The following is a 14,071-nucleotide window of genomic DNA, read 5'->3' on the forward strand; positions in this document are numbered from 1 at the left end:
GCAGCCCCGGGCAACACCCAGGGCAGAGATGCAAGGCCCCGCAGGGCTCAGAATTAATCGCTAACGCTGTTTCCGGCATCGAGTTCGAAGATGCGTACATTGCCGCTCACCTCGTTGCCGACAACAATGTAACCCACGCCCTCTTTCAGGAAGCCGGTCAGCCCTTCTGGACCCACATCGCCCGTTTCGTTTTGCAGGTCAGCCGCAAAATTGCGATTGTTCACATACTGTACAAACTGCACGCCGTAGGGCGAGGTCACGTCGTACACCGCAATGCCGCCGGTACGCTCCAAACCAATAAAGGCATAGACACGTCCCAGGCTGGCGATCAGCGTCAAGCCTTCCGGCTCGGCGCCTTTGTCGTCGCTGCGGGTGTCGCGGTCGTTGGCATTATTGCCCAGCAAAGCGTGGGTCACGCGCAGCAAATCCGCGCCGGAGTCGAAGACTAAGTTGCCCTCTTCATCCCAGATCGCAAAGGACCGAGCACCGAAGGCACTGATTTCTTCAATGTCGTTGTCAGCATCGGCGTTACCCGCCTCGCCGCTCACCTTCAAGCGGCCAAGTTGGTTGTCGTCAGCGGCTGCATTGGCACTGGGGTTTGCCGGGTCGATATCCGGGCCACTCACACCATCGAGGTCACTGGCGCGCAGCTCCTCGGAAAAACCGCTGTAATCGCGGGCATCACCTTCGTTGGCGGTAACAAAGAAATTCTTACCTGCAAACTGATAGGCCGCGATCGCATCCGGCTGGTACATACCCACCACGCCCGGCCACAGCCCAAAATTAATGCTGCCGTCATCGTTAACATCCAGCTCATTGCCCTTCACACCAAAGTCTTTGGTGCCCAGCGCGAAAATCTCGCTGACGGATTTGCTATCGAAATCGATCACCGCTACGGCGTTGTTTTCCTGCAAGCTGACGAAGGCTTTGCTGTTGTTCAGCGCAACGCCTATGTACTCCGGCTCCAAATCCTGGGCGACGCTGGCACCCGGCCCGAACACCCGTACACCCGCGGGCAATTCGCTGGCGCGCGCACCGCCCGCATTAAATTCGCTGAAACCGATCTGTGTGACTTCCGCGGCATCAACGCCGTCAGTCAGGTCAATGAGGGTTACGCTGCCTTCGGGGTCAATGCTGTAGTCATCATTGGGCTCGCCTTCATTGGCAACCAGCAAGCGCTGCGCCAGCAGGTCAAAGGTCAGCATATCCGGCCCGGCACCCACCTCGAACGTAGCCGCGAGGGTGAGGTCTTCAAGGTTGTATAGTGCGGCAATACCGTTTTGCTGACGGTCGCTGTTTTCAATAGCAACGGCAACGTGTTGTGTGCCCACAGCCACGCTATTGATTGCACCGAGGGTCACACCGCTATCGGTGGCCGCCGCCGCAATATCGAGCTGCCCTAACAGCGTAGGCTGCAGTGGCGTTTCAATATCTAACACTTCGACAATGCCAAGCTGGGCATTGACCACAAACAGCTGGTCATTGGTGGTATCCACGGCAACAATCTCTGCCGCGCCAGTATCGGGTTGGGCATCGGCACGTTGATAGCTGGCCGACTCGGCATAATCCAGGCTTGGACGATAGGGCGGCGTGCTGCTGATAATGAAGCTACCCAGCGGCAGAATGCTGATACGGCTGCGCGCGCCAGCACTGCTTTGGTCATACACGCCATAGCGGTTATCCGACACCACGGCGACAAACGCCGAGCTGAGTAGTGCCAGACCTTCAATATTTTCGCCGAGCGCATCAATACCCGCCGGCAGCGGCATGCTCAAACTGTCAAAGCCCAATTGCTTCACGACAAAGGGCGCGTCGCTAACCAGGAACTGCTCTTCCAGGCTGGGCGAGGTGCTCTCCTGGTCCCACTGACTGCCCAGAATACTGGTCGCATTGGCGAGGTTGATTCGGTAGTACTTACTCACGTCGCGAGCCTGCTCAACCACCACCAGGCTATCCACATCCACGGCGGCCGCTTCGGTTACGCGCACCTCGTTTTGGCTGACAAACTCACCATTGTCCAGCGCGCCTTTACCATCGTGTTTGGTCGCAAACTGCGAGGGCGTATCCAGGCGATACAGGTATTCACCATCAACACTGGCAATGCTGCCGTCGTCATTCAACGCCAGTTTAACGATACGCACCACGCGCGAATCGGCTACCGCTGCCACGCTGGGGTTAGCCAGCGGCGCTTCCATCACAAAGTATAAGAATTCGTTGTCTGGCGTCACGGCCAAGGCTGAAATCCCGCGGTCGACTTGGCGACGAGCAAGAATACCGGGCAGGAAGCCTTCACTCACGGTGTACCCGGCAGCAACGTAGTCGACGCCACGCCCCTGAGGAACTTCGCGGCGCACAATGCGGCCGTCACTTTCCAACAACACCAGGCTGGGGCCGTATTCATCGGCCACCCAGAAGCGGCCATTATTCAGGCGCACCAGCGCCTCGGGGTCGAAGCCATTGGCGCTGGTGCCCAGCTCATTGCCATTGGGGTCGTAACCCACTTCGCCTGAGCCCTCATTGGGCAGGCCGTTTACATCCGAACCGTTTTGCGTGGAAATACGAATGGTCTCAAGCTTTTCAATGCTGAGCTTGGTGCCCACACCGCTGAGTTTCCACTTTTGAATTTGCGGCGCAAACTGTGGCAGAGCGAAAACCGTACCCGCATTTCCGCCACACAAATTCGCTACACCGATAATTGCCTGGCTCTCCGAACAGTCAAAGGTCGGACCGCGATCGCTTAAGGTGTAGAAAAAATTATTCCCCTCATCGGTCGAGCGAAATGCGCTACTGCCAATAGACAGGCTGAGATCCAAGCTGGCGCCACCTTGGAATTGCACGCTGCCGAGTGACTCCTCAACAAAAAACTGTCGCGAATTGAGTTCATAGGACAAGCTGCGGCTGCTGGAGCTACTGTCGCCACTACAGGCAGCCAGGCCGAGTGCGGCAGCGGCAAGCACCGATAGAGTTTTTGCAAAAGCCTTGGTGGATCCCATCATCAATACGCCTTAAATCAGAGGAAGGCGCCGCAGCGCCATTTATTCATTACTATTGTTGTTAAGTCACTGCCACGCACAGCAAAAGGGGGCCTGCGCAGCCCCCTTACTCATCCTCGCCCTGCCTTACAGTTGCGAGCGGCCTTTGTTCGCCGCGATGCGCAAGCGCAGTGCATTGAGCTTGATAAAGCCTTCGGCGTCTTTTTGATCATAGGCGCCGGCATCATCTTCAAAGGTGGCAATCGCTTCGTCGAACAAGGAGTTGTCTGACTTGCGACCTACTACGACCACATTGCCTTTGTAGAGTTTCAGACGCACGGTGCCATTCACAAAGCCCTGCGACTCATCAATGGCCGTTTGCAGCATCCGGCGCTCGGGGCTAAACCAGTAACCGTTGTATACCAGCTTGGCGTAGCGCGGCATCAGCTCATCTTTCAGGTGGGCCGCTTCGCGGTCCAGCGTGATTGATTCGATAGCGCGGTGGGCCTTGAGCATGATCGTGCCACCCGGTGTTTCGTAACAGCCGCGCGACTTCATACCCACGTAGCGGTTTTCAACCAAGTCCAGACGACCAATACCGTTGGCGCCGCCAAGCTTGTTCAAGGTCTCAAGCATGGTCGCAGGGCTCAGGGCTTCGCCGTTCAGCGTAACCGGGTCGCCGTTTTGGTAGCCGATCTCGATATAGGTTGGCGTGTCGGGCGCCGCCTCTGGGCTAACGCTCCAGCGCCACATGTCTTCTTCAGGCTCCCAGTAAGGGTCTTCCAGCTTGCCGCCTTCATAGGAGATATGCAGCAGGTTGGCATCCATAGAATAGGGTGACTTCTTCTTTTTGCTGGAGAAATCCACTGGGATGTTGTGGGTCTCGCAGTAGGCCATCAGCGTTTCACGAGAGGTCAGATCCCACTCGCGCCAAGGAGCAATCACCTGAATACCCGGCTTCAGTGAGTACGCGCCCAGCTCGAAGCGTACCTGGTCATTGCCCTTACCTGTCGCACCGTGCGAAATGGCATCGGCGCCGGTTTCATTAGCGATCTCGATCAGGCGCTTGGCGATCAGCGGGCGGGCAATGGAGGTGCCCAGCAGGTACTCGCCTTCATAAATGGCATTGGCGCGGAACATCGGAAACACAAAGTCGCGCACGTATTCTTCGCGCAGATCATCGATGTAGATTTCTTTCACACCCAGCGCCTCAGCCTTGGCGCGGGCTGGCTCAACCTCTTCGCCCTGACCGATGTCAGCAGTAAAGGTCACCACTTCGCAGTCATAGGTTTCCTGAAGCCATCTAACAATGACCGAGGTGTCCAGGCCGCCAGAATAGGCCAGTACCACCTTGTTGATATCCGACATAACACACTCCGAAAAACGCCTGCAGGCACCTGGGCCGCAGGGTGGGAAAAAGGCCGCCATTTTAACGCTCTTTGGCCGCTGGTGCCATGCCGCAGGCCCGCTGGGGCAGGAATCATCGCAATAAATGCCCCCGCCTCAGCGCCGTGAACCGAAATTTAGCGAAAGCCGCGCCGTCTTATATTGGCGCTAGTCTTCCGCAGACGCCGTGGCCAGGAAGTTTTTGTACGCCGTCAGCACCTCATTGGGGGCTTCCACCTGCGGGTAGTGGCCGATGCGCGGCAGGCGCGCAAGAAAGTCCAGGCGGCACTCAAGCTGCTGGTAGCGCTGCACCATGTGGTCGCCGGAAACCGGATCAACCGAGCCATTAATCAGCGCCAGCGGCAGCTCCGCGCGCTGCAATGGCTCCAGCCAACGCTGCCGGTGTTGCTTTCGGTCTCGCATATAGGTGATCAGGTTATGGAAGATATGCTTGCCATCATTTTCGTTGATCAACGACCAAAAGGCGTTTAACTCCGTGTCGCTGGGCTGAGTATCCGGGCCGAATACCCGGCTGAAATTCTTGCGAAATTGGGCAAAGCCCGACAGGCGATTCAGCAGCGGCCCGATCGGCGACAGCAATAATTTCTGCGTTAACAAGGCGCGATGGGTTTCCGGGAATAAGCCACCGTTTAAAAAACAGCCTGACAACCACTGCCCGACGCCGCCGCCCTCCTGCTGACGGGCTAGTAGCTCCTGCGCGACGGTGTCACCGTAATCGTGGGCCAGCACGTGATAGCGCTGCACGCCCAGCTCGCTGAGCACGGCCTCCACCAGATCAGCCTGCAAATGGATACTGTAGTCGCGGCGCTTGGGCTTATCCGAAAAGCCAAACCCGAGCATATCCAAAGTGATCAGGCGGTAGTCCGGGCGCAGCCCTTCCCATAAACCCTGCCAGTCCCAACTGGATGTGGGAAAGCCGTGAATCAGAAGTATTGTCGGTTGATCTGCCGCGCCGTCATCGCGCACGAACAGACGGTGGCCCAGCACTGTCAGCATCCGCCCTTGTTCTCGCCAAAGCTGTTTGTTGGCCTCATTCCACAGTGTTTTATCGTTAGCGGCAGCCATTATTTCGCCCCTTTTTATTGTTGTTGCAATCACCGTAGCTAAATCCGAACTTGACGTCTAGTTCAATTTATACTGAACTGACTTTAGCCACCACAACGACACAAGGCTCACTAACACTCATGAAAGCCCTGCCCACACAACAGCGCGCACTCGCCAAACGCAATGCACTGATTAGCGCCGCTGAGCGCTGCTTTGCCAAACTGGGTTACGAGGGTTGTACGGCAAAAATTGTTGCTGAGCATGCCGAGGTTGCGACGGGAACCTTCTATCAGTATTTCGACAACAAAGACGACATGCTTCATACGCTGGCGGAGCAGTGGTTTTTCGAGCTCGAGCACGCCCTCGATGATCACCAGAGCAGCCCGCCCACGACAGACATCGAGGCGCGCCTGGAAAACAGCCTGCGTTTTATCTACGACTTCCACGAACAAAAGCCCGAGCTCCACCAGATCTTCGAACACCGCCGCAACGTTGACGGCACGCTCGCCGACATTCTCAACCGCGGCGAAGCCAAACTGCAGCAGCACGTGGTGCAGTTTGTCCACGCGCTCAAGCTGCCCAATGCTGACCTCGTGGCCTACAACCTCTTTGCGATGGCCGAAGGCGTGGTTCATCGCCATGTATTTCACAGCGAAACAAAACAGGACAAAGACGCGGTTATTCAGCAGGCAGCCCGAATGCTCGCCAGCTATTTACACCACCCAAGCTAAACCAAAACGGGAATAACAATAATGACAAACCAACACAGCAGCATCGCCCCGACCGACATAGATACCCTGATTAAACAGACCAAGGTGTTTAACCGCGGCCATGACCCGGTTATCGAAGACATTGCCATCGGCAACGGCCGCATTGTCGCCCGCGGCCCCGCACTTGAACCCGGGCCAAACACCGAAGTCATCGACGCCAAGGGCCTGTGGGCCATGCCCGGCCTCTTTGATATTCACACCCACTATGACCTGGAATTGGAGGTCGCACCGGGACTGCCCGAGTCCACCCGCCACGGCACTACCACAGTGGTGATCGCCAACTGCAGCCTGGGGCTGGCTTTCGGCGCGCAACGCGAAAACGGCGCCGACCCCATCGTTGACTGCTATGCCCGCGTCGAGAATATTCCCAAGGGCGTACTGCGAGACTGCGCCGAGAAAGTCTCCTGGCAGACACCGGCCGAATACCTGAACCATCTCGATGGCCTCGCACTCGGCCCGAATGTGGTCACCCTGCTGCCCCACTCCATGCTGCGCATTGATGCGATGGGCTTTAATGACAGCATTAGTCGCGACCCCAGCCAGGCCGAGCTCAGTGCCATGCAACGTACACTGAAAGGCGCGCTCGCCGACGGCTACGTCGGCCTTTCCACCGACGCCCTGCCCTTTCACTATCTGGCGAACCAACCCAACTGCCACAAAACCATCCCCACACAATTTGCCAAATATGGCGAGCTAAAAGCGCTCACCCAAGTGGTGCGTGACGCCGGCGGCATCTGGCAGGCAACACCGCCTAAAGACAGTGCTCTAGGCACACTGAAAACGTTTCTGCTCACCAGCGGCCGCTTACACGGCCGCCCTCTCACCACCACCGTGGTCGCCGCACTGGATATCGCCAACAACAAGAAGATCGTTCGCCTGGCCCTGTTTTTGGCTCGAATGCTCAACAGCCGCTGGCTGAAAGGCAACTTCCATATGCAGGCCCTCGGCGCCGCGTTCAAAACCTGGGCCGACGGCGTCATTACGCCACTATCAGAGGAAATCCCCGAACTTCGCGCGCTCAATGAAACCGACTTAGAAGACCGCGCTGCGCGCCTCGCCATCCTCAATGACCCGGACTATATTCGCGCCTTTAAGCGCATGTGGATGAGCGGTAAACAGGGCTGGGGGTTGGCGCGCCTGAAGCGCAAACTCAAGCTCGAAGACTATGCCTTCAATCGCACCCTTGCCGATATGACCGTCGAGCGCTGCCCCATCGAAAACTGGCAGGGCAAAGACCTGCAAACCGTGTATGAGCGCGTACTGGCAATATTGCAGCAGCGGCCACCGCAAGACCTCGGCGAAGAAGAGCGGCAGCTCGTCGAACGCGACTTCACCGCAATCAACGACGAAGCCGACTTTATGCTGCAATTGCTGCGCAGCTTTGACACCGCGCTATCGTGGAGCACGATCACCGCGAATAGAGACCCGCAAAAGGTCCGCGAGCTGATTATGAACCCGCTTCTGTTGCCCGGTTTTAACGACAGCGGCGCCCACCTCACCAACATGGCCTTTTACGATGTAAACCTGCGCTGTTTAAAGCTGGCGGCCGAAGGCGGCGACAAGGACGTGAGCTACATGGTGAAACGCCTGACCTGCGATGCCGCCGACGTATTCGGCGTCGACGGTGGCAGCATTGATGTTGGCGATACCGCCGACCTGATTTTGGTTGACCCAAAGCAACTTGCCAATTACGAGGGCCAAGCCAATGTAGAGCGGCGCTACCGCGAGGAATTCCGGCACGAGCAATTGGTCAATCGCTCCGACGGCGTGGTAACACAGGTGTTTATTGGCGGCCAAAGTGCATGGCGCGACCAGCAGTTTTCGCCGCAGCTGGGCAAGCAAAAGTTTGGCCGGCTACTGCGTCGCCGGGCGCATTAAGCCCTTCTGGCACAGCATGTTAGCACCGGGCAAGCGCGCCTAAGATGCTGTGCTACACTCAAATTGTGCATGGACCGCACACCTCTATTTCATCAACAAAAAGGATTTGGATGATGAGCTATTCACTGCCGCAACTCGCTACACTTATCAGTATGTTCTTTGTACTGGCGCTGACCTTTTCGGCCCCAGCCAGCGCACTGAATATCAACACAGCCACCGCTGCCGAACTCACGGAGCTAAAGGGCGTGGGCCCAAAACGCGCGCAAGCCATTGTGCGTTACCGGGAAAAACACGGCCCATTCCAAGACCGCGAAGCCCTGCTGGACGTGCCCGGTGTTGGCAAAAAAGTGCTGAAGGATAACCTCGCAATCATTGAGCTGGAGGCGCGAAACACCACCGCAAGCAAGTAAGGCCGTTGGCACTGGCAGCGCTGCCAGTGCCCTGCTCCCCTCCCCTCTGCAAAGCCGTCCACCTCACCAACTGATCAGAGCCAGTTTGTGAAAAGCGCTTGATCCAGGTCAGCGCAGCCTCGGCTGCGGCCCCGTAGTGTTAGTTTTTGATTGACTCCAATGGGTAGCACCATGCACTACAAAAAAATGGCTGGCACGGCCGCCGTATTCGTTCTCGCCGACCAACATGCCAACAAGCCCGTTGAGCGGCAGGGCGAAATATGGAGCGCGCAGGAACTTCACCTCGACACCACCCCCGCTGCCCTCACCAGCAAACCCAGCATGGCCAGCAGCCTCGCCCTGGAAGGCCTGGAAAGCTACGACCCACCCCGCCACGGCGATGTGCGCGAGGTCAGCGCATTGAATGCGAGTTTTGTGTACATCGAGGCCATCAAGGGCTGGGTGGAGTTAGCGTTGGATACGGAAAGCCCCTAAAACAGGGCTGCGGCCCTATTCAGGCTTTACTTAGCGCGAGCCTGCGGCTTTTTTCTGATGTAAATCACCTTGCGCACCCGCGACACAAGTTGCTCGGAGGCATCAACAATGTCGACGGTGAAATGGGCAAAGTACTTGTCGCCGTTTGCAGTGTTATCGCGAATATTCTGGATATCTTCATCTGAAATGGTCATCACCGCCGTGACTTTGGACTGCCCCGGTTTGATAAATTCGATATCTGCAGATTTATCCCATATCAAATAGTCTTTGCCGAAAATCTGCATGAGCAGCAGCATAATGTGGGGGTCAACCATCGAATACAGGCTGCCGCCAAAATGCGTACCCACCGCGTTGCGGTTATACCAGCGCAAAGGCATAGAGACCTGCAACTGCTGCCAATCCTGACTGACGTGGTCCACCTTTACACCCGCGCCGATGTAGGGCGGATAACAATTAAGCATCAATTTAAATAGCCGCGGGGACAACTTCATATCGTCTACCTTACTGTCTGTAAAAAACGGCAGAGGCGTGTATTTCCGCTTCAGCCGCACAAAGCAACGCACACTAACCGATTTATTAATGGCGCGATAGCGTCGCGCCTGCCGCTTGCGCGCTGGCTTTTGGGCGGGGCAAAGGCATTCAACGTATCCAAGGGCGCAGGGCAGTTTCCGAGATAAAGTCCATAAAACAACGCACACGGCGTGAGTCTCGCAGATCAGTATGAGTTAGCAACCACAGCTCGGTGGTCACCAATGGATCATCGCAAACGGGCAAAAGCTCCGGGTAGCGCCTGGCGATGGGCGCCGTCATTAAGCCGAGCACAACACCCTGCCGAACCATTGCCACCAACTGACTGTTGCTATTGGTGCGCAAGGTGATTTGCGGGTCGTCGACCATATTGCGGAAGTAGCGATCGCCGTGATTGCTGTCAAAGGCCGCCTGCCAAATACCCCAAGAGGCCTTATTCAACTCACCGTCGATGCTCTCCAGATACCCCCTTGTGCCATAGGCAAACAGGGAAATATCCGTCAGTTTTCGCCCTACCAACAACTCCGGCGGGTGGTCGGTGATGCGGATAAGGATATCTGCCTGAGACTGGTTCAGGTTATGTTGCGCCGAGGTGGCAAACACGGTGAGCTCGATATCCGGGTATCGCCGCATAAAATCAGCTAACGGCGCCGACAGGTCGATCAATGTGGTCTCGGGAATCGACAGCGTTAAGGGTCCTGCCAGCACATCGGACTGGCCGCGCATTTTCCGCTCGAAATTAATACAGCGCTCTTCCACCGCTTCGGCGTCGTTCATCAGGCGTTCGCCGGCAATAGTCAGGCGGTAGCCACTCTGGCGGCGGTCAAAGAGCTTTACCTTGCGCCGCGTTTCCAAACGGTCGATACGGCGAGCCACGGTGACATGGGTCACACCCAGTTTGCGCGCCGCACTACTGAGCGAGCCGCTGCGCGCGAGCACCGTGAAGTAGCGAATATCATCCCAGTCCATTTGTACATTTTCTCACAATAATTGTTATTTCATTGAACTAACTATAACAGCGCAGTCTTTCGTAGACTGTAGCGATTCCATCAATTCTGGAGGTTGATGTATGCACAGCGTGCAAGATGCCCAGGCCCTGGCGCTTCGCTATGCGCAGATTGTCGACAACCGAACGTTCGACGCCATGCGCGAGCTACTCGTCGACGACTTTACCCAGCGCGGCCCAGAGTGGCTTTGTGAGAGTGCCGATGCCTTTGTCGGCATGCTGAATCTACTCGCCGATAACTATAGTGCGACCTTTCATTTGGTTGGCAATCAGCTGGGCGAGTGGCAAGGCGACTGCTACGAAGGCGAAACCTACTGCATTGCCTCCCATATCTACGAAAAGGCCGGTCAGGGACGAAAACTGGATATGGGGATTCGCTACCAGGAACAGGTGGTCTACGCCGAAGGGGCTTACCGCTACGCCCGCCGGGACGTGACCGTGGTGTGGACCAGCGATCACCCGCTCAATAGCTAAATTCCATTTACACGCACAATAACGAGAGCATAACTATGAACGTACTTGTTGTCGGTGGCTCCGGCTTGATTGGCGGCGACGCGGCCCTCTACCTGAAATCACACGGTCACAACGTGACTATTATGGCGCGCAACAAGCCAACAGCGCCGGCTCTGACGGCCCTGCCTTTTTTGCAGGGAGACTATGTCAACGACGACATGGGCGACGGTCGCCTAAAAGGCTTTGATGCCATAGTCTTCGCAGCCGCAGCTGATATCCGACAACTGCCGATGGATGGCAGCGTCACGCCGGACGACTTCTACCGGGAAGTGAACGACAACGCGGTACCGCGTTTTTTTGCCGCTGCTCGCGAGGCCGGTGTGCGCCGCGCCGTATACATTGGCACCTTCTACCCTCAGGTGGCGGCGCATCGTATTGGCGAGTGTCCCTATGTGACGTCGCGCAGCAATACCGATGAGGCGGTGCGCGCAATGAGCAGCGACAACTTCACCGTATGCAGCCTGAATTTACCCTTTGTTATGGGGCACATACCGGGACTGGATATCCCCCATATTGGCGCGCTGGTGGCCTACGCCAGCGGCGCCTTAGAGCTACCGGTGTTTGCCCCCAAGGGCGGCACAAACCACATTAGCTCTCACTCGGTAGCCCAGGCGACGCTGGCAGCATTGGATCACGGCGAATCAGGCCGGGCCTATTTGCTGGGCGATGAGAATTACAGCTGGAAGGAATACCTCGAACTCTGGTTCGACGCAGCAGGCAACCCGCAAACGCTCGAGGTCCGGGAGGACGACCACCCGCTTCTGCCAAATGTGATTATGTTTGCCGGCGCCGGTGCGACGGTTAGCTATGAGCCGGAAGCCGTTGACGAACTGGGCTACGACCGCCATCAGATCAAAGCGACGATCAACACGCTGATAAACGCCTACGGCGGGAAGTGATCGCTTTACGCAACAGGCCGTCGGCCAGCGAGGCTGGCGGCCTGCCTCGTTGCTACCCCCGGCTACCCCGCTACCCCACAATACTGGGCTGATGACGATCCGTGGCGACAGGCAATCAGCGCTTTTCGACACACCCTGCAAGCTCTGCCAGCAGACGCCAACACTGCTCAGCATGAGTGAGACAAAGCGTTTGCCCAGCCTCGGGAATTTCCCGCAACTCGATGGCGGAATTAAATTTTTGCAAGCCGCGCACAAAGTCCGGGGGGCTGATCGGATTGCGCCCACCCACTAGCCCCAATATGGGCACCTGCACATCACCTGCAAGCGGCCCCCAATCAATCGCCATCGATAGCTCAAGGTCAAATTCATACCCCTTCCCCCCCTGATTCATATGGTAGCCATACGCGGCAAGCATGCCCTGTCTGAAGGCGGGCTCTCTCATCACCTCCAGGTCATAAGACAGGTCCTCAAACACCGCCTCCATCCAGTGCTCCGGACCAAGGTTACGCATTTGAACCATTCCCAAACGTATCAGCAGCCGCACCGCCCAAAATGCATGGGAAGCCGCCCACATAAACATCCGGTGCTGACGGGGAAGATAATCCAGCGAAGCGCTATCCTTAAACGGCGCGCTAGGGGAAACGGCAAAAATGCCGCTGACACGGCCGGGATGCTCCTTTGCAAGCTTCAAGGCAAAGGGGAAACCACCATCGTGGCTGAGCAGATAGGCAACGGGAATATCTAAGGCAGCGAGCACCGCCAGGCAATCATCAACCTGTACAGCGAGCATATCAGCGCCTTTCGCCGGCAGCTGGGTTCGGCCGTAGCCGGGCCTCTCCGGCACAATAACATCAAGGCCACAGCGAGCCGCCCACTCCCGCTCCTGGGCGTATTCCCCCGCCCCGAAATAGACCCCGTGGAGCAGCAAAACAGGCTTTCCGCCCTTTACACCGTAACGCCGCCAGCCCACCCGGCGAGCCCCGCGCCGCAGTTCGCCGAGTTCGAGGGGGCGGCCACTTAGCGCAGCCTGAGGCGCACCGGAAGACGCTTGATCCGCAAAGTTCTGACTGCCAATTGCCGACGCCAACGCAACCGCCTGCAGCTGCGACGACGCGCCCATTTTCCCGAGTAAACTCTTAATTTGTTGACGCACGGTACCGATGGCTCGGTCACGCTTTAGGCTGATCTGTTCACTGTTCATGCCCTGCGCTAAACACGCCAAAATATCGCGCTCAGCATCGGTCAGCTTAAAGATCTCTTCTAACGCTCGATCAATAGAATTCGGCCACTGGCATTCGATGGCGCGCAGTAAAAATATCTGATGCTCGTTGTTATACAGGCCAATAAAGATCACGGGGGGAGGATTGTCGTTGCCCTCGCGAGTCGTCAGCGGTGGAAACGTGCGCAGTAGCGTAGGCCCCTCATATTCAAAAATGCGCTGTTGAAAGTCAGCGAAGCATTTTGCCGTTACCCCAAGGCTTGCAATGCCATCACCTTTGCGAGTGGCAAACATCGCCGCCATTGCCGGGTTTTGCGCAACCACTGTCCCCTCTTCGGTCAACACCAGCGCCGGTGCACCTTGGTCCTTCAACAGTGTATGAAGCTGATCGTTCAATTCAGCCTGCTGCTCGACCTCATCCAGCAGTAACGCCAGCGCCAACGCGGTGTCACTTTCCAGCCCCTTGCCACCGAGCGTTACCGGTTCCAGCAAGTTAAGCAGCGCCTGGTAGTCTTGCTCACCCTGAATCACAGACAATACTAGCGACTTGAGCTGCTCCAAGCTCGGGGGATTCACGTGCGCAATCCGACTCTCCCTGTACATTCACTACTCCACTTCAGACCCCGACCGCCGGCCTCGCTGCCACAATATTCATTCCAAAACCGGTGTATCCGATCGGAATTCACCCCACCATCGCAATAATTTTTTATCGCTTATACCAGATGGGATATGCGCCTTTCCAGGCCGGTTAGTACAGTACGCCGACGCCCGAAACACCCGCTTAGGCCGGTGAAGATTACAGCATTTTTTCCAAAAGGGAGATACAACCGTGCGGCACCTTTCTATTACCCTGGCCACGATCCTGCCGATCACCTTACTCACTGCTTGCGGCGGAGGGAACAGTAATGGAAGCAATGGTCCCGAATCCACGTACAGTATCGGCGGCACCGC

12 protein-coding genes are annotated in these 14,071 nt (G+C 56.9%); 6 read left to right on the forward strand and 6 right to left on the reverse strand.

Features of this window, described 5'->3' with window-relative positions:
- Nucleotides 1–53 precede the first annotated feature (53 nt).
- The 3 genes from B3K78_RS05610 to B3K78_RS05620 form a co-directional block, all read right to left on the reverse strand.
- On the reverse strand, nt 54–2,996 hold the full coding sequence (locus B3K78_RS05610) for a choice-of-anchor I family protein (protein ID WP_286694648.1): 2,943 nt from the start codon (nt 2,994–2,996) through the stop codon (nt 54–56).
- A 123-nt stretch (nt 2,997–3,119) separates the two neighbouring features.
- Complete coding sequence (locus tag B3K78_RS05615) at nt 3,120–4,340, reverse strand: argininosuccinate synthase (RefSeq protein WP_286694649.1); 1,221 nt, start codon at nt 4,338–4,340, stop codon at nt 3,120–3,122.
- A gap of 186 nt (nt 4,341–4,526) precedes the next feature.
- Nucleotides 4,527–5,444, reverse strand: a complete 918-nt coding sequence (locus B3K78_RS05620; protein ID WP_286694650.1) for an alpha/beta fold hydrolase — start codon at nt 5,442–5,444, stop codon at nt 4,527–4,529.
- A 119-nt stretch (nt 5,445–5,563) separates the two neighbouring features.
- Here B3K78_RS05620 and B3K78_RS05625 point away from each other — a divergent pair, with 119 nt between their 5' ends.
- The 4 genes from B3K78_RS05625 (at nt 5,564) to B3K78_RS05640 (ending at nt 8,955) form a co-directional block, all read left to right on the forward strand.
- Nucleotides 5,564–6,154: a TetR/AcrR family transcriptional regulator gene (locus tag B3K78_RS05625; RefSeq protein WP_286694651.1), complete on the forward strand. Its 591-nt coding sequence runs from the start codon at nt 5,564–5,566 to the stop codon at nt 6,152–6,154.
- 21 nt (nt 6,155–6,175) lie between these two features.
- Entirely contained in the window at nt 6,176–8,071 is a 1,896-nt protein-coding gene (locus B3K78_RS05630; protein WP_286694652.1) for an N-acyl-D-amino-acid deacylase family protein, read from the forward strand.
- Between the two features lie 113 nt (nt 8,072–8,184).
- Nucleotides 8,185–8,481, forward strand: coding sequence for a ComEA family DNA-binding protein (locus B3K78_RS05635; protein WP_286694653.1), 297 nt, complete (start codon nt 8,185–8,187; stop codon nt 8,479–8,481).
- Between the two features lie 171 nt (nt 8,482–8,652).
- A complete protein-coding gene (locus B3K78_RS05640) occupies nt 8,653–8,955 on the forward strand; it encodes a hypothetical protein (RefSeq protein ID WP_286694654.1) in 303 nt (100 codons plus the stop codon).
- 26 nt (nt 8,956–8,981) lie between these two features.
- On the opposite strand, the gene B3K78_RS05645 is transcribed toward B3K78_RS05640, so the two are convergent.
- Entirely contained in the window at nt 8,982–9,446 is a 465-nt protein-coding gene (locus tag B3K78_RS05645) for a YiiD C-terminal domain-containing protein (RefSeq protein ID WP_286694655.1), read from the reverse strand.
- A 148-nt stretch (nt 9,447–9,594) separates the two neighbouring features.
- A complete protein-coding gene (locus B3K78_RS05650) occupies nt 9,595–10,452 on the reverse strand; it encodes a LysR family transcriptional regulator (protein ID WP_286694656.1) in 858 nt (285 codons plus the stop codon).
- A gap of 100 nt (nt 10,453–10,552) precedes the next feature.
- On the opposite strand from B3K78_RS05650, the gene B3K78_RS05655 reads away from it, so the two are divergent.
- Nucleotides 10,553–10,963, forward strand: coding sequence for a nuclear transport factor 2 family protein (locus B3K78_RS05655; RefSeq protein ID WP_286694657.1), 411 nt, complete (start codon nt 10,553–10,555; stop codon nt 10,961–10,963).
- A gap of 35 nt (nt 10,964–10,998) precedes the next feature.
- Nucleotides 10,999–11,901, forward strand: a complete 903-nt coding sequence (locus B3K78_RS05660) for an NAD-dependent epimerase/dehydratase family protein (protein WP_286694658.1) — start codon at nt 10,999–11,001, stop codon at nt 11,899–11,901.
- A gap of 115 nt (nt 11,902–12,016) precedes the next feature.
- On the opposite strand, the gene B3K78_RS05665 is transcribed toward B3K78_RS05660, so the two are convergent.
- Nucleotides 12,017–13,696, reverse strand: a complete 1,680-nt coding sequence (locus B3K78_RS05665) for an alpha/beta fold hydrolase (RefSeq protein ID WP_286694659.1) — start codon at nt 13,694–13,696, stop codon at nt 12,017–12,019.
- Nucleotides 13,697–14,071 lie beyond the last annotated feature (375 nt).

It is taken from the genome of Spongiibacter sp. UBA1325 (assembly GCF_002306875.1).
In the GTDB taxonomy this organism is placed as follows: Bacteria; Pseudomonadota; Gammaproteobacteria; order Pseudomonadales; family Spongiibacteraceae; genus Spongiibacter; species Spongiibacter marinus.

Excerpts from the sequence above, each read along its gene's own strand:
- B3K78_RS05610 (WP_286694648.1), bottom strand. The coding sequence starts at position 2,996 with ATGATGGGATCCACCAAGGCTTTTGCAAAAACTCTATCGGTGCTTGCC.
- B3K78_RS05615 (WP_286694649.1), bottom strand. The coding sequence starts at position 4,340 with ATGTCGGATATCAACAAGGTGGTACTGGCCTATTCTGGCGGCCTGGAC.
- B3K78_RS05620 (WP_286694650.1), bottom strand. The coding sequence starts at position 5,444 with ATGGCTGCCGCTAACGATAAAACACTGTGGAATGAGGCCAACAAACAG.
- B3K78_RS05625 (WP_286694651.1), top strand. The coding sequence starts at position 5,564 with ATGAAAGCCCTGCCCACACAACAGCGCGCACTCGCCAAACGCAATGCA.
- B3K78_RS05630 (WP_286694652.1), top strand. The coding sequence starts at position 6,176 with ATGACAAACCAACACAGCAGCATCGCCCCGACCGACATAGATACCCTG.
- B3K78_RS05635 (WP_286694653.1), top strand. The coding sequence starts at position 8,185 with ATGAGCTATTCACTGCCGCAACTCGCTACACTTATCAGTATGTTCTTT.
- B3K78_RS05640 (WP_286694654.1), top strand. The coding sequence starts at position 8,653 with ATGCACTACAAAAAAATGGCTGGCACGGCCGCCGTATTCGTTCTCGCC.
- B3K78_RS05645 (WP_286694655.1), bottom strand. The coding sequence starts at position 9,446 with ATGAAGTTGTCCCCGCGGCTATTTAAATTGATGCTTAATTGTTATCCG.
- B3K78_RS05650 (WP_286694656.1), bottom strand. The coding sequence starts at position 10,452 with ATGGACTGGGATGATATTCGCTACTTCACGGTGCTCGCGCGCAGCGGC.
- B3K78_RS05655 (WP_286694657.1), top strand. The coding sequence starts at position 10,553 with ATGCACAGCGTGCAAGATGCCCAGGCCCTGGCGCTTCGCTATGCGCAG.
- B3K78_RS05660 (WP_286694658.1), top strand. The coding sequence starts at position 10,999 with ATGAACGTACTTGTTGTCGGTGGCTCCGGCTTGATTGGCGGCGACGCG.